This is a genomic window from Streptomyces sp. RLA131 (genome assembly GCF_056270125.1).
Genome location: NZ_JBWDOQ010000002.1, coordinates 7347764 through 7369366 on the forward strand (window position 1 = coordinate 7347764; position 21603 = coordinate 7369366).

Below are 21603 nucleotides of genomic sequence, written 5' to 3' on the forward strand. Positions count from 1 at the left end.
CGGGTGGGACCGCGGCTCCTCGGACCGCCGCCCCCGAGGTCACAGCTCCAGCAGACCGCCCCGGTCGTCCACGCGGTCCGCGCCCTCGTCGTCGAACCAGACGTCACCGGTCGCCAGATAGCGGAAGCGGTGCACCCCGGCCGGCAGGATCACCGAGACCGTACGGGTGCCGTCCCGGCGCGCCACGAGGGCGTGGCGGCCGGGCTCCCAGCCGTTGAAGTCGCCGACGACGCTGACGGTTCCGGCCGGCCGGGCGGCGGGCAGCGCGAAGGTGACGCGGGTCTTGCGGCCGAAGAGCTTGGTACGCCTGAGCATGGGCAACTCCCTGCGAGGGGTGAGCGGCGGGCCGGTTCACCACATTCTTCCGGTGCGGCGGCGGATGTCACATACCGACTGGTCGGTGTTGCCGGTAGCGTGTCCTCCGTACGAGTGTGAACAGCAAGACGATGGAGGGAGTCGCGGTGCGCGCGATTCAGATCACCGAGTTCGGCGGGCCGGAAGTGCTGCGGGAGACGGAGCTGCCCGATCCGGTGGCCGGACCCGGCCAGGTGCTCGTGGACGTCACCTCGGCGGGCATCAACTACGCCGACACCCACATGGTCGAGAACTCCTATCTCTCCGCCAGTTCGCTGCCCCTCGTGCCGGGCGCCGAGGTCGTCGGCCGCACTCCCGACGGCCGCCGGGTGGTCGCCCTCGCGGACAACGGCGGCTACGCGCAGAAGGCCGTCGTCCAGGACTTCCTGGCCCACGAGGTCCCCGACCAGGTCACCGACGGCCAGGCCCTCGCCCTCATCGTCCAGGGCCTGACCGCCTGGCACCTGCTGCGCACCTCGGCCCGGATCGCCCCCGGCGAGTCGGTCGTCGTCCACGCGGCGGCGGGCGGCACCGGCTCGCTCGCCGTACAGCTGGCCCAGGCCTTCGGCGCCGGCCGGGTGATCGCCACCGCCTCCTCCAAGGACAAGCGCGACCTGGCGCTGGAACTGGGCGCCGACATCGCGGTCGAGGCCGATGCCGAAGGGCTCAAGGAGCGCCTGGAAGAGGCCAACGGCGGCAAGAAGGTCGACATCGTCCTGGAGATGACCGGCGGCCCGGTCTTCGACGCCTCGCTCGCCGCCCTCGCGCCCTTCGGCCGCCTGGTCACCTACGGACTCGCCTCCCGAGTACCACCCACCCCCGTCCAGGCCGCCCAGCTCATGGCCCGCTCCCGGGCCGTCGTCGGCTTCTGGCTGATGCACTGCCTCAGCCGCCCGGGCATGTACCGCGAACCCATGGCGGAACTGCTCGCCATGACCGCCGAGGGCCGGCTCAAGCCGCAGCTCGGCGGGGTCTACCCGCTCTCCGAGGTGGCCCGCGCCCACGAGGACCTGCGCTCCCGCCGTACTTACGGCAAGTTGATCCTCGACGTGTCACGCTGACCACCCCCGGGCGGCACTCGTCGTACCCGTCGAAGCAGGAGCACAATCGACAGCGACAGCGGAGTACGACGAGCCGCCCCCGGGGGCAGCCCGCAGGACCGGGAGGGGCCCATGGCCACCGACAGGACTCGATTCGCCCCCGACCGGGGCCTCACGGCCCGGATGACGGTCACGATGTTCCTGATCGGGCTGCTCTACGTGGTCTTCGTCGGCACCCTGCTGGCCCTGCTGCGCGGCGCCTGGCCGATCATCCTGATCTGCGCGGGCGGACTGTTCGTCGCCCAGTTCTGGTTCAGCGACCGGATCGCCGCCTTCAGCATGGGAGCCCGCGAGGTGACCCCCGAACAGGCCCCCGAGCTGCACGGCGTCATCGACCGGATCTGCGCCCTCGCCGACATGCCCAAGCCCCGGGTCGCCGTGGCCGACAGCGACGTGCCCAACGCCTTCGCCACCGGCCGCAGCCGGAAGACCGCCGTCGTCTGCGCCACCACCGGCCTGCTGCGCCGCCTGGAACCGGACGAACTGGAGGGCGTCATCGCCCATGAGCTCTCCCATGTGGCGCACAAGGACGTCGCGGTGATGACCATCGCCTCCTTCCTGGGCATCCTCGCCGGGCTCATCACCCGGATCGGCCTGTGGGGCGGCCTCGGCCGCAGCCGCGATCCCGGCACCCAGGTGGCCGTCATCCTGATCCCGCTGGTCAGCGCCGTCGTGTACGCCATCAGCTTCCTGCTCACCCGGCTGCTGTCCCGCTACCGCGAACTGGCGGCCGACCGCGCCGCCGCGCTGCTCACCGGCCGCCCCTCCTCGCTGGCCTCGGCGCTGACCAAGGTCACCGGCCAGATGGCCCGGATCCCGACCCGTGACCTGCGCAAGGCCGAACCCTTCAACGCCTTCTACTTCGCGCCCGCGTTCTCCTCCGGCGAGTCCCTGTCCCGGCTGCTGTCCACCCACCCCACCCTGGAACAGCGCCTGGAGCAACTGGGCCGCCTCTCCGTCGAACTGGGCCGCCGCTGATGGGCCTCCTGGACGTACTGCTGGGCCGCAGCAAGCCCGTAAAGCCCGACCTGGACCAGCTGTTCGGGCTGCCGTCGGCCGCGATCACCCTCGAAGCCGCCGCCGGCTTCCGGCCGACCGGCCTGGGCTCGGTCTGCTTCGCCGCCGTCGAGGGCGGCGCCTTCGCCGAGGTGCAGCAGGACGTGAGGGCGCTGCTCGACCTGGACGCCGGTGAGAACGACGCCCCCGTGGAGTCCACCCGCGACGCCTACGGCTACACCTGGCTGCTGCTGCGGCACGCCCCCGACGCCATGCCGACCCTCGTCAACGACCTGCACGCGGTCAACTCCGCCCTGGAAGGCCAGGGCTTCGGCCCGCAACTCCTGTGCTCCCTGGCCGGCTTCCGCGACGACCGGGGCCGCCCACTGGCCCTGGTCTACCTCTACAAACGCGGCGCGTTCTACCCTTTCGCCCCCCTGCCGGGCGAGGGCGAGAAACGTGACAGCGCCCTGGAACTCCAGGTCAAAGCCCTGATCGGCAACGATCTACGGGTCGAGGAGGACCTGTCACGCTGGTTCCCGGTCTGGGGCGCCCCCGGACTGTGACCCCCCGACTGTGACCCCCCGACTGCGACCGCCGGGCGGGGGTCAGCCGCGGGAGAACACACCGATCGCGTTCGGCACCGGCCGTTCCGCCCCGCCCGAGGGGTGGTTGCGCACCGTCACGCGCGCCGCCCCCGGGATGCGGGAGACCAGGGTCGAGGAGCCGCCGCCGTCCAGATCGACGGCACCGGTCGCCCCGATGCCGGCCAGCAGGGAGGCGAGTTCGCGCACCGTCAGTCCGGCGCCGGACTCCGCGCCACCGTCCAGCGCCAGCAGGTAGAGGGTGCGGCCGGCGTCGCCGAAACCGGCCGCCGTACGGGTCGCGGCGGTGCGGTCGTCCAGGCCGGTCAGCGGACGGCCGGCGCGCAGCACGGGGAACCCGCCGACGGCGAAGCGGTACGGGATGCGGCTCCGGTCGGCGACCAGCCGCCGGCCGACCCGGACCCGGTCGCCGGTCCGCAGCCTGCGCAGGGCGTCCGCGCCGGCCTCCCGCCCGAGCAGGACCACCGTTCCGTTCGTGATCGCGCCGCGCCCCGGGGCGCCGGCCACCCGGGTCACCCGGCCGCCCCGCACCGTGACCTCGTACGTGTCGCGGGTGCAGGGCGCAGCACGGTCGCTGTCGGTGCCGCAGGCCGCCCGGAGCCGGGAGGCGCTACCCCACGCGGAGGTGTACGCGCCGACCCCGCCGACCGGGACCGCGTACTGGTTGAAGCCGCCCAGCCGCAGCGCTCCGAACTCCGAGAGCACGGTGCCGGTGAGGGCGAGCCGGTCGAGGCGCGCGACGCGGTCGGTGCCGACACCGAGCACGTCCTCGGTGGAGGTGCCGGGCGGCAGGGCCGGCCCGAAGCGCTGGCCGTCCGGCACGGCGGCCTTCAGCAGCCGCCCGGCGGCGATCTCCGGGCCGACGGAGGCGCCGGTCGCCTCCACCCCCGGGTGCTGGGTCTCGCTCATGTGGAAGAAGTCCGCGTTGACCCCGGCCACCGCCCCGCCCGCGTCGGCGAGCCGGGACACCCGCGCCCGCGAGGCGACCGTGCCCGGCGTCAGCAGGTCCACCCCGGTGCGGGGATCGCGCAGATCCACCGTCAGCAGATGCCCGTGCGCCCGCCCGTGCGAGGCGGCGAACCAGAACTCCCGGTACCGCACACCGTGCGCCAGCCGGGTCGCCGCGTCGCCGTACCGCAGCGCCGGCGGCTCGGCGGCGGCCGTACCGCCGCCGCTCAGCGCCGTACCGGCGGCCAGCAGCGCCGCCAGCGCCGCGCGTACCACCCGTCCCCGGTGCCGTCGGGTCACAGTGCCCCCAGAGATCGGTCGGAGTTGACGGAGCATCACTATGGAACGCCGTCCGCCGGACAGGTGTGCGCGCCACGCCGCATCCGGCCCCGCAGGGTCGTACGGTGGGCGTATGGCTGATTACGATCCGGACAACGTGAAGCCCAGCCCGAGCGACTGGGTGGCCGACCAGGCCCGCCGCTACGAGGAGTCGGGCGGCACGGAGGGAACCGACCTGCAGGGCGCGCCCTGCCTGCTCCTGGACTACCGGGGCCGCCGCAGCGGCGAGTGGAGCCGCACCGTGCTCATCTACGGGGTCGACGGTGCCGACCAGCTCATCGTGGCGTCGCGGGGCGGCGCCGACGAACACCCGCAGTGGTTCCTCAACATCGAGGCCAACCCCGAGGTGTGGCTGCGCGTCGGCACCGAGCGCTTCGCCGCCCGCGCCGAGACCCTGTCGTCGCAGGAGAAGGCCCGGGTCTGGCCGCACCTGGTCGAGGTCTTCCCGCCTTACGCGGACTACCAGAAGAAGACCGACCGGGACATCCCGGTGGTGCGCCTGCGCAGGATCTGACGCTCTGCCACCGCCGCGCAGGGACAGGCCGCCGGGACAGGCCGCCGCGACGCTCGCCAGGGGCCCGGCGGGATGCCACGCTGTGGTTGCGGGAGAGCGCGGCGGCGCCTCACGCCGGAGCCGAGCCAGGAGGTCGCAGATGGTCGCGGTGCGCGGCAACACGGTCGACGGGGTGCTGCGGCGCAGCGCCGGGCGGGTTCCGGCGAGGACGGCGTTGCGCTACGGCGACCGGGTGTGGAGCTATGCCGAGCTGGACGAGGCGGTGTCGGGGGCGGCGGCCGTGCTGCTGGCCGAGGGGCTGCGACCCGGCGACCGGGTCGCGGCCTACGGCCACAACTCCGACGCCTATCTGATCGGTTTCCTCGGCTGCGCGCGGGCCGGACTGGTGCACGTCCCGGTCAACCAGCACCTCGACGGCGACGATCTGCGCTATCTGGTCGAGCAGTCGGGCAGCTCCCTGGTCCTGGCCGACCCCCGGCTCGCCGACCGGCTGCCGCCGGAGGTGCGGGCCCTGCCGCTGCGCGACAGCCCGGACTCGCTGCTGGAGCGGCTGCGCACCGCGGCCCCGCCGGCCGTCTGGCCCGCGGTGGTCGACGAGGACCTGGCGCAGCTGCTCTACACCTCCGGTACGACGGCGCTGCCCAAGGGCGCGATGATGACGCACGGCGCGCTGGTCCACGAGTACGCCAGCGCCATCGTCGCCCTGGACCTGACGGAGCGGGACCGTCCGCTGCACTCGCTGCCGCTGTACCACTCGGCGCAGATGCATGTCTTCCTGCTGCCCTACCTGGCGGTCGGCGCCGAGAACACGATCATCCCGGCGCCCGAGCCGACCGCCGTCTTCGACCTGGTCGAGGCCGGCCGGGCGGACAGCCTGTTCGCGCCGCCGACGGTGTGGATCGGGCTGTCCAACCACCCGGACTTCGCCGTCCGGGACCTGTCCGCGCTGCGCAAGGCGTACTACGGCGCGTCGAGCATGCCGGTGCCCGTCCTGGAGAGGCTGCGCGAGCGGCTGCCGGACCTGGCCTTCTACAACTGCTTCGGGCAGAGCGAGATCGGTCCGCTGGCGACCGTACTGGGTCCGGACGAGCACGAGGGCCGGATGGACTCCTGCGGCCGGCCGGTGCTCTTCGTCGAGGCGCGTGTCGTCGACGACACGGGCAAGGACGTGCCCGACGGCACGGCGGGCGAGGTCGTCTACCGCTCGCCGCAGCTGTGCGAGGGGTACTGGGACAAGCCCGAGGAGACCGCCGAGGCCTTCCGTGACGGCTGGTTCCACTCCGGCGACCTGGTGGTCCGCGACAGCGACGGCTACCTCACGGTCGTCGACCGGGTGAAGGACGTGATCAACTCCGGGGGTGTGCTGATCGCCTCCCGTGAGGTCGAGGAGGCCCTGTACGGCCATCCGGCGGTCGCCGAGGTCGCGGTCGTGGGGCTGCCCGACGAGTTCTGGATCGAGGCGGTCACGGCCGTCGTCGTGCCGCGCGGCGGGGTCAGCGCGGAGGAACTGGTGGCCTTCGGCCGCGACCGGCTGGCGCACTTCAAGGCACCCAGGCGGGTGGTTCTGGTCGAGGGGCTGCCGCGCAACGCCAGCGGCAAGATCCTCAAGCGGGAGCTGCGGGACCGGTACGCCGCCAAGGGGGTATAGGGAGGATTTTGCCCGGCGCCCACGCCTCCCGGGCCGCCGGGGTCGTACCCTCACGATTGTGACGGAACCGGCGGTGGCGGTGTGCGGGCTGCGGAAGACCTACGCGGAGGTCGAGGCGGTCCGGGGGATCGACTTCGAGGTCGCGGCGGGCGAGACCTTCGGCTTCCTGGGCCCCAACGGCGCGGGCAAGTCCACCACCATCGGCATGCTGTGCACGCTGGTCACCCCCACCGGCGGCTCGGCGAGAGTGGCCGGCCACGACGTCGTACGCGACCGGGGCACGGTCCGCCGCAACATCGGTCTGGTCTTCCAGGACACCACCCTCGACGGTTATCTCAGCGCCGAGCAGAATCTGCGCTTCCACGCCGAGCTGTACGGCGTCCCGCGCGCGGTGGTCGGCCCGCGCATGGACCGGGTCCTGGAGATGGTCAACCTCGACGACCGGCGGCGGAGCAAGGTGATGACCTTCTCCGGCGGGATGAAACGCCGCCTGGAGATCGCCCGCGGACTGCTGCACTCGCCGCGCGTGCTGTTCCTGGACGAGCCGACGGTGGGTCTGGACCCGCAGACGCGCAGCTCGATCTGGGAGTACATCGACGAGCTCAAGCGCACCGAGGACATCACCATCTTCATGACCACCCATTACATGGACGAGGCCGAGTACTGCGACCGGATCGCGATCATCGACCACGGCACGGTCGTGGCGATCGACACGCCCGAGGCGCTCAAGGCCGGTGTCGGCGAGGACCGGGTGCGGGTGACGACGAGCGACGACACGGCCGCGGTCGAGCGGCTGCGGGACCGTTTCGGGATCGAGGGGCGGGTCAGCGAGGGCCAGTTGACCTTCTCCGTCGCCTCGGGCGAGCAGTTCGTGCCCAAGCTGTTCGAGGGCCTGGGGGTACCGATCCGGTCGGTCAGTGTCTCGCGGCCCTCGCTGGACGACGTGTTCATGGCCTACACCGGCAAGACCATCCGGGACGCCGAGTCCTCCCACGGATCCGGCGACTACATGCGGGCCGTGATGGCCCGGGGGAGGCGATGAGCATGGTGACCACGACGGTTCCCCTGGTGCCCGCGGTGGCGGTGCCGCGTGGCGGCCTCAGCAGCGGGGTGCGGGCGGCGAAGATCGTCTGGCAGCGTGAGCTGCTGCGGTTCTGGAACGACCGGCTCCGGATCTTCACCGCGCTGATCCAGCCGCTGCTCTTCGTCTTCGTCCTGGGGACCGGTCTGGGCTCGCTCACCAAGGGCGTGCCGGGGGTCGACTTCAAGACCTTCGTCTACCCGGGCGCGCTGGCCATGTCGGTGCTGTTCACCGCCGTCTTCTCGGCCGGGTCCATCGTCTGGGACCGGGAGTTCGGCTTTCTGCGGGAGATGCTGGTGGCCCCGGTCAGCCGGACGGCGCTGGTGATCGGCAAGTGCTGCGGCGGGGCGACGACGGCGACCGCGCAGGGGGTGGTGGTGCTGGCCCTGGCCGGGCTGGTCGGCGTCCCGTACGACCCGCTGCTGCTGCTCGAACTGCTGGGCATGATGGCACTGCTGGCCTTCACCCTCACCGCCTTCGGCGTGATGATGGCGGCCCGGATCTCCACCTTCCAGGGCTTCATGGGCCTGACCCAGATGCTGCTGATGCCGCTGTTCTTCACCTCCGGTGCCATGTTCCCGCTGTCCGGGCTCCCCGGCTGGCTGACCTGGGTGACCCGGCTCAACCCGCTGACGTACGCCGTCGACCCGATCCGCCGAGCCGTCTTCGCCCACCTGGACATCAGCGCCGCCGCCCGGGCCGCCTACGCGCCGGGGGTGAGCTGGGGGAGCTACCACGTGCCGGTGTGGCTGGAGCTGCTGATCGTGGCGGTGTCCGGGCTGTTCATGCTGGCCGTGGCGAGCCTGGAGTTCCGGCAGGCGGAGTGAGGCCGCCCGGGGGCGGGACCGCCCGAGCCCGAGGCGCTGCCCGACCCTGCTGAGACCGGCCGAGACCGGCCGAGCCTGGCAGAGACCGGCCGAGCGGCCGAGCCGGCCGAAGCCCGTTGGTCCCGGGATCAGCCCGCCTGCGCGGCCGCCTCCGGCTCCGGCGCCGCCTCCAGGCGGCGCAGCCGCTCGGCGTCGCCGGTGCGCGGGCAGGTCAGGCACGCCTCGGCCGGACGGACGGCGTAGAACAGGCAGCAGCCGGCCCTGGTCCGGGTCGGGTACGAGCGGCCGGAGGGGCCGCGCAGGCTGCGGAAACCGGCGCCGGAGGTCAGCGGCGGCGTGTCGCCGGGCAGCAGGGCGGTGGCCTCGCGGACCGCCCGCTCCTCCTCGCCGAGGGCGCGGCCGAGGTACCACAGGGCGGAGACCAGGTCGTCGGCGGCCATCCCCCACAGGGCCCTGGGCCCGCGCCGGACCTCGGGCCGGAAGGCGGTCAGCAGCGGGGCCACCAGCTCCTCGTACGCCACCCGCAGCTCGGTGTACGAGGCACGTGCGCCGGCGGGGGTGGCGAACTCCCCGGGGGCGATGGCCAGCGCGCCGGTGCGCGGCTCGATCCACAGCCGGTCGGGCCGGACGACCGGGATCCGCCGCAGCAGGTACCAGGGCCCGGCCAGGAGCAGCCCGGCCGACCACAGCCAGCCGTGCAGGGCGCGGGAGGCGGCGACGTCGGGGCGGGCGGTGTGCGCGTAGTCGTCCCGGATCCGGTCGGCCTCGCCCCGCACCAGGGCGCGCAGCGCGTCCGGGCGGCCGGCCAGCTCCGCCGCGTCCCACCAGACGCCGCCAAGGGTGTCCGCCGGGTGGCCGCCGTCGGTCAGCGACAGGGGCAGCGCGTCGCACACTCCGGCGAGGTGCCGGAAGACGCGGGCCGCCGGGGCGGGCAGCGTGAGCATGGTTCTCCGTACTCGGAACGCAGACGTGGGGAGGCGGATCAAGTTGGTTAAGGCAAGGCTTACCTTAATCATCTGGTGAGCGGAAGCAACTTGACACCCTGAGGTATGGCAACCCTAAGTTGATCTCGTGTCAAAGCCCCCGCAGCGGCTGTACCTCCTGGCCCTGAACCCCACCGACTCGGTCACGGAAGGCTTCCTTCCGGCAGCCTCCCGGCTCGGCCTCGACGTCACCGTCCTCACCGAGCCCGGCCGGGCGGACGCGCACCGCCGCACCGGCGCGCCGGAGGTCCTGGAGTGCGACGTCCGGGACTTCCGGGAGCTCGTCGGCCGGATCTCCCGGCACCACCCACCGGACGCGGTCTTCTCCAACAGCGACCATCTGCAGACCCAGGCTGCGCTCGCCGCCGACTACTTCGCCCTGCCCGCCAAGGACTGGAAGGCGGCCCTGCGCACCAAGAACAAGGCCCAGATGCGCCGCCACCTCGCCGCCACCGGGACGGACACCGTCCGCTCGGCCGAGCTCGGCCCGGACGAGGACCCCGCCACCCTGCTGGACCGGGGCCTGCCCTGGCCCGTCGTCCTCAAGCCGCGCGAAGGAGTGGCCAGCGAGGACGTCGTCCTGGCCGCGGACCCCGGCGAACTGCTCCGGCACTGCGCGCTGATCCGCGCCCGCCGGCCCGGAGCGGCCCTGGTCGCCGAGGAGTTCCTCGCCGGCGAGCTGCACACCCTGGAGACCCTCGGCGACGGCGGCACCCTGCACGTCCTCGGCGGCTTCCGGACCCGGCTGTCCGCCCCGCCCCACTTCATCGAGGAACAGCTCGACTTCGTACCGGCCGCCGAACGGGACCCGGACGTGGTCGCCGATCTGCTCGCACAGCTCGCCGCCCTGGGGGTGGGATTCGGCGCCTGCCACACCGAGTTCGTGCACCGGCCCGGCGGCCGCCCGCGCATCGTCGAGGTCAACTACCGCGCCATAGGCGACCAGTGCGACCTGCTCCTCGCCGACCTCCTGGGCATCCCGTACTTCGAGACCGTACTCCGCACCCACCTGGGCGAACCCCTTCCCGCCGACCTCGGCGCGCGCACCGACGGCCGGGCCCGGCTGGACTACCCCTGCGCGGACCGCGCCGGCACCCTCACCGCCGCCCCCGCCGCCCAGGAACACCGCACCGGCGGCGTACGTCTGACGTATCGTCCGCTGCGCGGCGTCGGTGAACGGCACGAACTCCACCACACCAACCGTGACTTCCTCGGCGTGGTCCGCGCCACCGGCACCGACCAGGAGGCCGTCAACCGGGCCGTCGCCGAGTTCGTCGCCGCCCAGCGCTGGGAGATCGCACCGTGAACACGACGTCCGAGGACCGGCTGGTACTGCGGGTGCTCAGCACCTTCCTGCGCGAGGACGTCGCCGGGCTGCGCACCCGCGGCATCCCTGTCCGGCGTGGCGACGGGCCCTGGCTGCGGCTGCCGCTCCCCGCCCCGGCCGGCGGCGCCCTGCTGCTGCCGGTCACCGAGGACGGATTCCAGTGCGAGTACGCCGCCCGGCTGCCGTTCCTGGAACGTGAGCCTGACGGCGCCCTGCTCAGCGGGGCCGACCGGGTCATCGGCGCGTTCGGCGAGCTGGCCGACCCCCAGGACCGGGACGGCTATCTGGCCTTCGCCGCCGAGTGCCGCCAGGCGCTCACCGAGACCCGGTTGCGGGCCGGGTCCGAAGCACCGGTACACCAACGGCTGGCGGCACTGCACGGCGACGACGTCGCGGACTGGACCGGCTGGGCCGCGTCCCTGGCCTTCGACACCCTGGCCGCCCACCACGACCACCCCGTCTATCCGGCCTCCGGCTCACGGATCGAGCTGGACGAGGAGCAACTGCGCTCCTACGCACCCGAGTTCCATCCCTCCTTCGAGCTCCGCTGGGCCGCCGTGCCCCTGGACGCCCTGACGCCCCGGCCCCGGGACGCCGTCCCCGAGTGGTGGCCGGCCCCCGGCGACCTCGGGCTGCCCCGGCTGGACGGCAGCCACCTCGCGCTCCCCGTCCACCCCCTGACCCACCCCCGGCTCGCCGCCGCCCCAGGTGCGGTGCCCGCCGGCCCGGCCCGGCTCGGGGTCGTGCCCACCCTGTCCATGCGCACCGTCGCGCTGGCCGGCCGGCCGGCGGTGCACCTGAAACTGCCACTGCCCACCGCCACCCTCGGCCTGCGCAACCGCCGCACGATCAAGCCCGGCACGCTGGAGGACGGCGCCACCACCGAACGGCTGCTGCACGCCGTCATCGCCCGTGAACCGCGCTTCAAGGACCTCGTCCTGCTCGCCGACGAACAGCACCACCTCCACGCCGGCCATGAACTCCTCGCCGTCCTCGTCCGGCGCTGCCCGCCCGGCCTCGACGACGCGGTCATCGTCCCGCTCGCGGCGCTGCTCGCCGGGGCGCCGGGCGGCCGGCGCGTCGTCGACCGGCTCGCCGACCGCTTCTACGGCGGCGACGTACCGGCCCTGCTCGACGGCTTCTGGACCCCGCTGATCGACTGGCAGGCAACCTTGTTCGGCTACGGCATCGCCCTGGAGTCGCACCAGCAGAACGTCTCGCTCGTCCTGGACCGTCACCGGGGCCGCACCCGCGCCCGCCTGCTCCTCAAGGACAACGACGGCCCCCGGATCAACCCGCGGCGGCTGGAGCACGCCCTCGGCCATGTACCCGGCTACGCCGACCCGCGCACCTTCACCGACGGCGACGCGGCCCTGGCCGACCTGTTCACCACCATCACCGTCCATCTGTGCGCGGCGGCCTTCGCCTTCGGCCTGCCCGAGCACCGCGAACGGCTGCTCGACCTGATACACGACCGCCTGCGCACCCTGGCCGGCCCGCACCTGCGGGCCCGGGTCCTGGACGCCGAGCGCCTGCCGGTCAAGGCGATGGTCACCGCCGGAACGCTGCTCAGCAAGGAACGCTCAGGAGCGGCCGACATCAACAAGCACTACACCACGGGCCCCAACTACCTGCGGCGTCGGTCATGAGCGCCACCCGGGCGGCCGGGCTGCCCGCCGCCGGCCACGCCGTCGCACACACCCTCCTCAACTGCCTGCTGCGCGAGGTGTGCGGCCCCGAGCACCGCACCGCCGTCGTCGACGGCCGGCTGCTGCTGCGGCTGCCCGCCCACGGGGTCGTACTGCGGGTCGCGCTGCGCAGGACGTCCCTCACCGGTGCGCACCGGTTCACCGGCCCCGTCTGGGAACGGGAACCCGGCGGCGGCTGGCGGGAGCTGGACTGGCGGGAACTCGCGGAACGGGTCCGTGCCGAACTGACCGCCCGTACCGGCGTGGCCAACGACGAGTTCCTGGAACAGGTCGCCGCCAGCCACGAGGGGGTCAGCGCCGCCCTGGCCGCCGCCCCGGCCCCCGGCCGGCCCGCCCCCGCCCCCCACGCCCGCTATCCCGAATCCGAACAGGCCCTGGCCTTCGGGCACCGCTTCCACCCCACGCCCAAGGCCCGCACCGGCGGCCGGGACGCCTGGGCGGCGTACGCCCCCGAAGCCCGCGCGGTCTTCCCGCTGCGCCATCTGGCGGTGCGGTCCCGGCTCGTCGCCCAGGACGGCGCCGAGCCGTGGGCGGCGGCCGCCCTCGACCGGCTCCACCCGGTGCCCGAGGGGTACCGGCTGCTGCCCGCCCACCCCTGGCAGTACGAACTGCTCGGCGGCCACCCCCGGCTGCGGGCCGCCCTCGCCGCCGGGGACATCCTCGATCTGGGAGTCGCCGGCGAGCCGTTCACCCCCACCGCGTCGGTGCGCACGCTGCACGGGGAGGGGATGTTCCTGAAGTTCAGCCTCAACATCCGCATCACCAACTGCCTGCGCAAGAACGCCGCGTACGAACTGACCGGCGCCGTCGCCCTCACCCGGGCCCTCGCGCCCGTCCTGGACCGGCTGGCCGACCGCTTCCCCGGCCACGCGGTGCTGCGCGAACCCGCCTACCGCAGCCTGGGCCTCGGCCTCGACCTGTTCGAGGGACTGGGGGTGATCGTCCGCGAGGGGCCGGGCCGCAGACTGCCGGCCGGGGTGACACCGCTGCTGGCCGCCGCCGTGGCCGACGAGTACCCGACCAGCTCGGCGCACATCTCCCGGCTGCTGGAAGGCGCCGGAGCGGGCGCGGCGCTTCGGTGGTGGTCGGCCTATCTGCGGCTCCTGGTGCCCCCGGTGCTGGCGGCCTACTTCGACCACGGTGTCGTCCTCGAACCCCATCTGCAGAACGTGCTGATCGGCGTGGACGGCGACAACCACCCCGTACGGGTGCTCTTCCGCGACATGGAGGGCACCAAGCTGCTGCCCGGCCACCACGCCGCCCTGCTGGGGTCGCTGCCCGCCGAGGTGGCCGGGCCGATGACCTACGACGCCCGGCGCGGCTGGGACCGCGTGCTGTACTGCCTGGTCGTCAACCACCTGGCGGAACTGGCCGCGGCCATCGCCGACCTGCACCCGCACCTGGAGCCCGCCCTGTGGCAGCGGGTCCGCGCCACGCTGCGCGAGCACGCGGCCGGGCACGGCTGCCCGCCCCCGCTGCGTGCCCTGCTCGACGGCGCCCCGCTGCCCGCCAAGGCCAACCTCCTCACCCGCTGGCGCCGCCAGGCCGACCGGGACAGCGGCTACGTCCGCATCCCCTCGCCGCTGGGCCCCGCGCGGCGGGTCTTCCCGCACCCGCACCCGCACCCGCGCCCGCGCCCGCGCCCGCACTCGCATCCGCACCCCGCCGCCGCCCGGAGCCGCGGCCCCGCCCCCGATCCGGTGCCGTCGAGCGCCGGACGCGCCGAAACGAGCGACGACCAGTGATCACCACCGCGGTCCGTGACCGCATCGCCGGACTGGCCCCCGACGACCTCCCGGCCTACCTGTACGACCTGACCGCGCTGCGCGCGCACGCCTCGGCCGTACGGGCCGCGCTGCCGGAGCGCGTCGAGCTGTACTACGCAGCCAAGGCCAACCCCGAGCAGCCGGTCCTGGCCGCGCTGCGCACCGTCGTGACCGGCTACGAGGTCTCCTCCGGCGGCGAGCTGGCCCATGTGCGGCAGGCCGTGCCCGACGCCCGGCTGGCCTTCGGGGCCCCGGGCAAGACGCCAGGCGAGATCGTCACCGCGCTGCGGCTGGGCGTCGGGCGCTTCCACGCCGAGAGCGGGCACGAACTGCGCATGCTGGCCGCGCTCGCCGCGCGGCACGCGCCGGGCAGGCAGGTGGACGTCCTGCTGCGGGTGAACCTGCCAATGGCCCCGGAGACGCTGGACGGTGTGGCGCTGGCGATGGGCGGCCGGCCGTCCCCGTTCGGCATCGACCCCGACGGTGTGGCGGAGTGCCTGCGGCTGCTGGCCGGGCCGCAGGGCGCGCCGCTGCGGCTGCGCGGTATCCACGCCCACCTGGCCAGCGGACTGGACGCCGCCGCGCAGGTGGCGCTGGCCGGGCGGATCACCGACTGGGCGGCACGGCTGTCGGCCCGGCACCGCGTCCCGCTGCCCGAGGTCAACATCGGCGGCGGCATGGCCGTGGACTACGCCGACCCGGCGGCCCGTTTCGACTGGCCGGCTCTCGGCGCCGGCCTCGGCCGGATCCTGGACCGCAGTCCCGGGCTGACCCTGCGCATCGAGCCGGGGCGTGCCCTGACCGCGTACTGCGGCTGGTACGCGACCGAGGTGCTGGATGTGAAGGCCAGCCACGGCGAGCACTTCGCCGTGCTGCGCGGCGGCACCCACCATCTGCGGACCCCGGCGGCCAAGCAGCACGACCAGCCCTTCACCGTGCTCCCCGCCGACGGCTGGCCGCACCCCTGGCCGCGCCCGGCCGTTCGGGGGGCGAAGGTCACCCTGGCCGGCCAGCTGTGCACGCCCAAGGACGTGCTGGCCCGGCGGGTGCCGGTGACCGAACTGAGGGCGGGGGACCGGGTCGCCTTCGCGCTGGCCGGGGCCTACGCGTGGAACATCTCGCACCACGACTTCCTGATGCATCCCCGCCCGGGGTTCCACTTTCTCGGGCCGTGACGGTGCTCGGCCCGTCCGGCGCTCGCGGACACGCCCGCGCCCGCCCACGCACGCCCGCGCCCACGCACGCCCATGCCCGCCGACGGCGCTAGCTCTTGTAGCCGACGCCTCCGTAGAAGTGCACCTTCTCCAGCTCGGTCGCGGAGGGCTGCTCGCCGTCCGGGCGCCACAGCGGCACCTGGACGACTCCGGGGTCGACCAGGTCGAAGCCCTTGAAGAGCGCCTCTACCTCGGAGTGGGTGCGCAGGGTGAGGTGGGCGGTGGCGTTCTTGTACACCTCGCGGGCGTCGCCGTGCTCCTCGCGCCGGAAGTCGGTGGTGCCGTGGGTGAGGATGAGGGCGCTGCCCGCCGGGAGGGCGTCGGCGAGGGTGGCGATGATGCCGGCCGGGTCCTCCTCGTTCTTGATGAAGTGCAGGACGGCGACCAGCATCAGGGCCACCGGCCGGTCGAAGTCGATGAGCCCGCGTATGAGTTCGTCGCCGAGGATCGTCTGCGGCTCACGGATGTCGGCCAGGACGAAGGCCGCGTTGCCGGCGCTGGTGAGCTTGGCACCGGCGTGGACGGAGACGATGGGGTCGTTGTCGACATAGGCCACCCGGACGCCGGGGTCGGAGTCCTGCGCCACCTCGTGGGTGTTGGGGGAGGTGGGGATGCCGGTACCGATGTCGATGATCTGCCGGATGCCGCCCGCGACGACCGTGCGGACGGCGCGGCGCATGAAGGCCCGGTTCGCCCGGGCGCTGGCGGGCGCGTCGGGGACCATCTTGATGACCTGGTCCGCGGCCTCGCGGTCGACCTCGTAGTTGTCCTTGCCGCCGAGGTAGTAGTCGTACATCCGGGCCGGGTGCGGGCGGCTGGTGTCGATCTGCTCGGCGGAGAAAGGCCGGTCGGTCATGGTGCTGGTCCTCCGTGCTGGCGGGGTGGTCGGGGTCAGAGTTCCTTGCGCCGGTCGGCGAGGAAGTCCTGGGTGCGGTTGGCCGGCGGCGCCTGGGCGCTCATGCGGTCCAGTGCCTCGCGGAAGGCCGATACGTCGTTGCGTTCGTCGAGGTAGATGGCACCGACCAGGTTCTCCACGTAGACCACGTCGGGCAGTTCGGGCTGCGGGAAGCGGAAGATGTGGAACGGCCCGTACATGGCGGGGTGCGGGCCGAGGGAGAACGGCAGCACCTGCAGTCTGATGTGGGGCGTGTCGCAGACCTCGATCAGCCGGTCGATCTGGGCGCGCATCACGGGGGCGCCGCCGATCGGCCGCCGCAGGACGGTTTCGTCCATCACCACCCACAGCAGGGGCGGTTCCTCGCGCGTCAGCAGGGCCTGCCGCTCCCTGCGCAGCGCCACCGAGCGGTCGATCTCCTCCTGGGAGGCCTGCGGGCGGCCCGCGCGCAGCACGGCGTGGGCGTACTCGTCGGTCTGCAGCAGCCCGGGGACGTAGTGCGGCTCATACGCGCGGATCTGCTCGGCCGAGCCCTCCAGGCTGACGAAGGCGCTGAACCACTCGGGCAGGACGTCGCGGAAGCGGTGCCACCAGCCCGGCTTGTTGGCGTCCTTGGCGAGGTCGAGGAACTTCTCTATCTCGCAGACCTCGGTGATGCCGTAGACCTGGAGCAGCTTCTCGACGTACGGCAGCCGCAGACCGACCTCGGCCTTCTCCATGCGGCGGATGGTGGCGTGGGTGACATCGAGCGCGCGGGCGGCCTGTTCGTACGACAGACCCGCGCCTTCCCGGAGTTGCTGGAGCCGTTTGCCGAGTACGACTCTCATCACGGTCGGCGCCGCACCCGCCGGACGCGCTTCGTTCACAGCTGTCCTCCAACACCCCTGGCCCCGAGGCAGTCTGTCATGACGTCAGTTCGGATCGCATCCTGTGCTTACGATTCTGCAAATTGCAGATCGCACCTTGCCATGCGTTCCGCGCGACGCGCATAGTAGCGGAGTGGCATCCTCCCATGACGCGTTCCGGCTGGCCGCGCAGAACGCCGCGGTCGCCGAGGCGCGACGGCGCGTCCGGGCGCGGCTGTGCGAGTGGGGTGTCGCAGGCGAACTCTGCGACGACGCCGGGCTGATCGTCTCCGAGCTGTTCACCAACGCCCTGCGCTACGGCGACAGCGAGAAGATCGCCTGCGCGGTCCGGCTGCTGGACGGCCTGGTGCGCGTCGAGGTCGCCGAACAGGGACACGGCCTGACGGTCCCCCAGCCCCGCGTGGCCGGGGTCGACGAGGAGGGCGGACGCGGACTTCTGCTGGTCAGCGCGCTGTCCGAGGCATGGGGCGTCATGGCGGGGGAGAGCGGCTGCGGACGAGTGGTCTGGGCCGAGTTGGGACCTGCGGCCGATCGTCACTAGGATCCGCCAATGATCATCAGAAAACGGCTGGCGGCGGGCCTGTGCGCCCTGCTCGCCGCCCTGGGGACCGGTCTGTTCCCGGCCGGCGCCGCAGCGGCCGAGCCGCAGCAGGAGTCTCCCAAGGTCGAACTGGTCCTGGACGTCAGCGGATCGATGCGCACCCGCGACATCGACGGACAGTCCCGGATGACCGCCGCCAAGCAGGCCTTCAACGACGTCCTGGACACCGTCCCCGAGGACGTCCGGCTCGGCATACGCACCCTGGGGGCCAACTACCCCGGCAAGAGCAAGACCGAGGGCTGCAAGGACACCGAACAGCTCTACCCGGTCGGTGAGCTGGACCGCACCGAGGCCAAGACCGCGGTCGCCACCCTGGCCCCCACCGGCTGGACGCCGATCGGCCCCGCGCTGCGCGCCGCGGGCCAGGACCTCAAGGGCGGTGAGGCCACCCGCCGGATCGTCCTGATCACCGACGGCGAGGACACCTGCGCCCCCCTCGACCCCTGCGCCGTCGCCCGTGAACTCGCCGCCGACGGCACCAGCCTGGTCATCGACACCCTCGGCCTGGCCTCCACCGACAAGATGCGCAAGCAGCTCACCTGCATCGCCGAGGCCACCGGCGGCACCTACACCTCGGTCTCCCACAAGGACGAACTCGCCGACCGCACCAAGCAGCTGATCGACCGCTCCGCGGACGACACCACCGTGACCCCCACGGCCACCGAGGGCTCCGCGAAGTGCTCCACGGCGCCGCTGCTCGGCGCCGGTGTCTACAGCGACCGCGAGGAGTTCGCCGAACACCGCTGGTACCGCGTCAACGTGGCCGACGGCCAGGAACTGCGGGCCTCGGCCGGCGTCGGCGCCGACCGCGCCGTCAACAACGACTACGGGGTGCTGCTGCGGGCGGTCGTCGGCGACCGCGAACTCGTACGCGGCAGCGACGCGGACAGCGGACGCACCGACGTGATCTCGACCGGCCTGCGCTACGCCTGGCCGGAGAGCGACGAGGACACCCCCGCCTCGCGCACGGTCTGCCTGGAGCTCAGCAACTCCTTCTCGGCCCCGGCCTCCGTCAAGACCACCCCCGGCCTGCCCGTCGAGCTGACCGTCAACCTGGTCTCCTCCCCGGACAACGCCTCCGACGTGGCCTCGTTCGGCCTCGGACGCGGCTGGATCCTGCTCGTCGTCCTGACGCTCACCGGCCTGGTCGCCGGACTGCTCTGGGGCTGGCTGGCCCGCTGGCGCGTCGCCGTATGGAGGACCAACTGATGCGTACGACACGTCTCCTGGCCACGGCCCTCGCCGCCGTCGCCGCCACCGGAGCAGCCGTCCTGGGCGGCGCCGGTACGGCCGCGGCCGACACCGCGAGCCCCGGTCCCAGCGGCAGCGCGAGCGCGCCGACCGAGGCCGGCACCGGCTTCCGGACCGCCACCGCGCTCCAGCAGGGCCAGACGGCCACCGCCAGCGGCTCCACCGGTGACTACCTGTACTGGATGTTCCCCGCCACCGCCGGCCAGAACGCCACCGTCGAGGCCACCGTCACCCTCCCCGACGCCTCGGCCCGGCACGGCTCCGCCACCTGGCGGATCGACCTGTACGACGGGCTGCGCCGCCGCCAGGCCTGCGCCGCCGGCCACCCCTCGCGGACGGCGGCGGCCGACGCCGCCGAGGTGACGCTGCGCTGCACGCTGCGCACCGTACGCCCGTGGTCCGAGGCCTGGGCCAACGATCCGCTGCCCGGGGCGTACTACGTGCGGCTCACCGTCACCGACCTGCCGGACCAGGACCTCGGCCTGGCGGTGAAGACCGAGATCACCGCCACCGCCGAGGACGCGGGCGGCTCGAAGGCCGGCGACGGCGAACTGGCCGCCCCGCTGACCCCGGTGGACCAGGCCGGCGCCACGCTCGACCCGGCCGCCGACCCGAGCGCGTCGGCCACCGCCACCGACGGGGCGTCCCCGCGGCCCGCCTCCCTGGCGGCCCCCGACGGCGGCTGGTCACCGGGCTGGTGGTCCGACCGGTGGATCTGGACCGTCGCCGGGGGCGTGCTGGGCGCGCTGGCCGCGGTGGCCGGCTACAGCCTCACCCGCCACCCGCGCCGGCGTGCCGGTCAGGCCAGCAGGTCGATCGCGTCGACGGAGAGTCCGGGACTGAGATAGCCGGTCCCGGTCGATCCGCTGGCGACGTAGATCTTCAGGACGTTGTACTGCGTGGTGTCGGTCAGCCAGGCGCTGGCCGGCACCGCGTAGCCGAACGTCACGTTGTTGCCCCGGTACGAGCCCACCGTCAGCGTGCGCGTGCCCGGCTCGGTGGGGGCCGCCGGGACGGCGGACGACCAGCTGTTGACCGTCACCTGCGGGCGGCCGTTGATGTAGTTGGTGGTGATACCGATCCGCAGCGCGTGGGCCGCCGCGGCCTGGGCGGCGGTGAGTTTGAAGTAGACCGTCAGTCCGTTGTTGACGTCCTTCCACAGGTAGGCGGGGAAGCTGCTCGCCGCCGACGAACCCACGACGTAGTTCCCCGTCCAGGCACTCGCCCGGACGTCCGACGGGTGCGCGTAGGTCATCAGGCCGGCGTTCTTGAAGCCGGCCGGGGTGCCGTTCCAGTCGCCGATGCGCCAGATCGCGGAGGCGGTGGCCGGGTCGCCCGCGACGGCGATCGTGTTCAGGGTGGTGGTGGCGCCCGCCGTCACGGTCACGGTGGTGGTGTGGACGGCCAGTTCGCCCTTGAACACGGTCAGGGTGTAGGTGCCGGGCAGCACCCTCGGGACGGAGAAGTAGCCGCTGCTCGCGTCGGCCGTCCCCCAGTACTGGGCCGAGGCGTTGGCCAGCCCCACGGTGTAGGGGTACGCGCTGTCACGGCCCGTGATGCCGACGCCCGCGACCCTGCCGCGACCGGCGTCGCCGGTCCAGCCGGACAGGCCCAGGCCGTCGACCCACGAGGTGTCGATGTTCCCGGCGTGCAGCGCGGAGGACGGGGCCCCGCCGTCGGTGAAGGCGATCACGTACGGGCCCTGCAGACCGAAGCGTTCGGCCTCGGTCTGGTTCTCGCCGTAGTGCAGGATCTCGTACAGCCCCCCGCCGCCCTCGTTGTGGTGCCGCAGCAGTGAGCGGTAGAAGGGACCGCCGGACGCCTTCTCGTGGTTGCTGCGGACCATCCACAGGCCGACGGAGCCGGTGGTCCAGCCGATGTGGTCGTAGTCCATGACGCGGAGCCCGGAGTAGTGCTTGGAGCGGGTGGTGCCGTCGGGTTCGACGTACACGTCGGCCGCCTCGATGACGGTGTCGGTGGTCGAGTCCCAGGCGTCGGGGTCGGTGTTGGGGAACAGCCCGGCTTTGACGCGGACGATGTAGCGGGTCGCGGTGAAGGACGTGTCGGCCTTGTTGGTCCACAGGTAGACGTTGTTCTCACCGCTGCGCACCGCGTAGTAGTGGACCAGCGTCCCGTGGACCACCTTGACCAGGATCGTCGTGCCCGACTGGGAGAGGGTCACCGTCGAGGCGCCGAGCCCGGACTCCACATGGGAGTTCTTGCCGTCGTAGCCCTGGTACTCGGTGCCCCGGTAGACCAGGGAGGTCAGGTCGCCGTTGACGTGGCTGATCTTGAGGACCAGATCGGCGCCCGTGTCGATCACATAGTTGGTGCCGTCGTCGGTGTACCCGAAGGTCGCGGCGGACGCCCTCGGGGCGAGCGCCGTGTCGACGGCGACGGCGGCGCCCAGCGCCCCGGTGGCGGCCAGGAACGCCCGCCTGCGCAGGCGGTGCCGGCCCTGCTCGTGCCGGATCTCGTGTTCGGTCATGCTGCGGCTCTCCTTCGCGGTCGGCCCCCTCCGCACCAGCAGTGGCCGCGCGCGCCCGAAAGGTTGCCGGTCCGGGCCCGGCGTGGTGGCC

The 21603-nt window shown here is 73.2% G+C and carries 20 protein-coding genes; 14 read left to right on the forward strand and 6 right to left on the reverse strand.

Going from position 1 to position 21603, the window contains the following annotated elements; translation table 11 throughout:
• Nucleotides 1-39: 39 nt before the first annotated feature.
• Complete coding sequence (locus RWE79_RS34240; protein WP_475943962.1) at nt 40-315, reverse strand: isoamylase early set domain-containing protein; 276 nt, start codon at nt 313-315, stop codon at nt 40-42.
• 146 nt (nt 316-461) lie between these two features.
• On the opposite strand from RWE79_RS34240, the gene RWE79_RS34245 reads away from it, so the two are divergent.
• The 3 genes from RWE79_RS34245 (at nt 462) to pspAB (ending at nt 3016) form a co-directional block, all read left to right on the forward strand.
• Nucleotides 462-1415 carry a quinone oxidoreductase family protein gene (locus tag RWE79_RS34245; protein WP_475943963.1) on the forward strand — a complete coding sequence of 318 codons (954 nt, stop codon included), beginning with the start codon at nt 462-464 and terminating at the stop codon, nt 1413-1415.
• Nucleotides 1416-1526: 111 nt separating this feature from the next.
• Nucleotides 1527-2432 carry a zinc metalloprotease HtpX gene (htpX, locus tag RWE79_RS34250; protein ID WP_475943964.1) on the forward strand — a complete coding sequence of 302 codons (906 nt, stop codon included), beginning with the start codon at nt 1527-1529 and terminating at the stop codon, nt 2430-2432.
• A complete protein-coding gene (gene pspAB / locus RWE79_RS34255; protein ID WP_475943965.1) occupies nt 2432-3016 on the forward strand; it encodes a PspA-associated protein PspAB in 585 nt (194 codons plus the stop codon). Before htpX ends, pspAB begins: the two co-directional genes overlap by 1 nt.
• 42 nt (nt 3017-3058) lie before the next feature.
• On the opposite strand, the gene RWE79_RS34260 is transcribed toward pspAB, so the two are convergent.
• Nucleotides 3059-4303 (reverse strand): phosphodiester glycosidase family protein, encoded by a 1245-nt coding sequence (locus RWE79_RS34260; RefSeq protein ID WP_475943966.1) that lies wholly within the window; start codon nt 4301-4303, stop codon nt 3059-3061.
• A gap of 112 nt (nt 4304-4415) precedes the next feature.
• Between RWE79_RS34260 and RWE79_RS34265 the strand changes: the two genes are divergently transcribed.
• From RWE79_RS34265 to RWE79_RS34280, 4 genes are all read left to right on the forward strand, one after another.
• Nucleotides 4416-4856 (forward strand): nitroreductase family deazaflavin-dependent oxidoreductase, encoded by a 441-nt coding sequence (locus RWE79_RS34265; protein ID WP_475943967.1) that lies wholly within the window; start codon nt 4416-4418, stop codon nt 4854-4856.
• Between the two features lie 139 nt (nt 4857-4995).
• Entirely contained in the window at nt 4996-6504 is a 1509-nt protein-coding gene (locus tag RWE79_RS34270) for an acyl-CoA synthetase (protein ID WP_475943968.1), read from the forward strand.
• Between the two features lie 58 nt (nt 6505-6562).
• Nucleotides 6563-7546 (forward strand): ATP-binding cassette domain-containing protein, encoded by a 984-nt coding sequence (locus RWE79_RS34275; RefSeq protein WP_475943969.1) that lies wholly within the window; start codon nt 6563-6565, stop codon nt 7544-7546.
• Between the two features lie 2 nt (nt 7547-7548).
• Nucleotides 7549-8412, forward strand: a complete 864-nt coding sequence (locus RWE79_RS34280) for an ABC transporter permease (protein WP_475943970.1) — start codon at nt 7549-7551, stop codon at nt 8410-8412.
• Nucleotides 8413-8540: 128 nt separating this feature from the next.
• On the opposite strand, the gene RWE79_RS34285 is transcribed toward RWE79_RS34280, so the two are convergent.
• Nucleotides 8541-9356, reverse strand: coding sequence for a (2Fe-2S)-binding protein (locus tag RWE79_RS34285; protein WP_475943971.1), 816 nt, complete (start codon nt 9354-9356; stop codon nt 8541-8543).
• A 127-nt stretch (nt 9357-9483) separates the two neighbouring features.
• Between RWE79_RS34285 and RWE79_RS34290 the strand changes: the two genes are divergently transcribed.
• From RWE79_RS34290 to RWE79_RS34305, 4 genes are read left to right on the forward strand one after another with little or no spacing between them, the layout of a single operon-like run.
• Nucleotides 9484-10701 carry an ATP-grasp domain-containing protein gene (locus RWE79_RS34290; protein WP_475943972.1) on the forward strand — a complete coding sequence of 406 codons (1218 nt, stop codon included), beginning with the start codon at nt 9484-9486 and terminating at the stop codon, nt 10699-10701.
• On the forward strand, nt 10698-12371 hold the full coding sequence (locus RWE79_RS34295; protein ID WP_475943973.1) for an IucA/IucC family protein: 1674 nt from the start codon (nt 10698-10700) through the stop codon (nt 12369-12371). Before RWE79_RS34290 ends, RWE79_RS34295 begins: the two co-directional genes overlap by 4 nt.
• Nucleotides 12368-14176 carry an IucA/IucC family protein gene (locus RWE79_RS34300; RefSeq protein WP_475943974.1) on the forward strand — a complete coding sequence of 603 codons (1809 nt, stop codon included), beginning with the start codon at nt 12368-12370 and terminating at the stop codon, nt 14174-14176. The genes RWE79_RS34295 and RWE79_RS34300 overlap by 4 nt, the downstream gene beginning before the upstream one ends.
• Nucleotides 14173-15372, forward strand: coding sequence for a type III PLP-dependent enzyme (locus tag RWE79_RS34305; protein ID WP_475943975.1), 1200 nt, complete (start codon nt 14173-14175; stop codon nt 15370-15372). Before RWE79_RS34300 ends, RWE79_RS34305 begins: the two co-directional genes overlap by 4 nt.
• 88 nt (nt 15373-15460) lie before the next feature.
• Here RWE79_RS34305 and RWE79_RS34310 read toward each other — a convergent pair whose 3' ends face one another.
• Complete coding sequence (locus RWE79_RS34310; RefSeq protein WP_475943976.1) at nt 15461-16267, reverse strand: SAM-dependent methyltransferase; 807 nt, start codon at nt 16265-16267, stop codon at nt 15461-15463.
• Nucleotides 16268-16302: 35 nt separating this feature from the next.
• Nucleotides 16303-17172, reverse strand: a complete 870-nt coding sequence (locus RWE79_RS34315) for a helix-turn-helix domain-containing protein (protein WP_475943977.1) — start codon at nt 17170-17172, stop codon at nt 16303-16305.
• 133 nt (nt 17173-17305) lie between these two features.
• Here RWE79_RS34315 and RWE79_RS34320 point away from each other — a divergent pair, with 133 nt between their 5' ends.
• The 3 genes from RWE79_RS34320 to RWE79_RS34330 are packed head-to-tail and all read left to right on the forward strand — an operon-like array spanning nt 17306 to nt 19872.
• Nucleotides 17306-17713, forward strand: a complete 408-nt coding sequence (locus RWE79_RS34320) for an ATP-binding protein (protein ID WP_475943978.1) — start codon at nt 17306-17308, stop codon at nt 17711-17713.
• A gap of 9 nt (nt 17714-17722) precedes the next feature.
• Entirely contained in the window at nt 17723-18982 is a 1260-nt protein-coding gene (locus RWE79_RS34325) for a VWA domain-containing protein (protein WP_475943979.1), read from the forward strand.
• The gene (locus RWE79_RS34330) at nt 18982-19872 is read left to right on the forward strand and encodes a hypothetical protein (protein ID WP_475943980.1); all 891 of its coding nucleotides are present in this window, start codon (nt 18982-18984) and stop codon (nt 19870-19872) included. The genes RWE79_RS34325 and RWE79_RS34330 overlap by 1 nt, the downstream gene beginning before the upstream one ends.
• Here RWE79_RS34330 and RWE79_RS34335 read toward each other — a convergent pair.
• Entirely contained in the window at nt 19824-21512 is a 1689-nt protein-coding gene (locus tag RWE79_RS34335; RefSeq protein WP_475943981.1) for a rhamnogalacturonan lyase B N-terminal domain-containing protein, read from the reverse strand. The two genes, RWE79_RS34330 and RWE79_RS34335, sit on opposite strands and share 49 nt — an antisense overlap.
• Between the last annotated feature and the right edge of the window lie 91 nt (nt 21513-21603).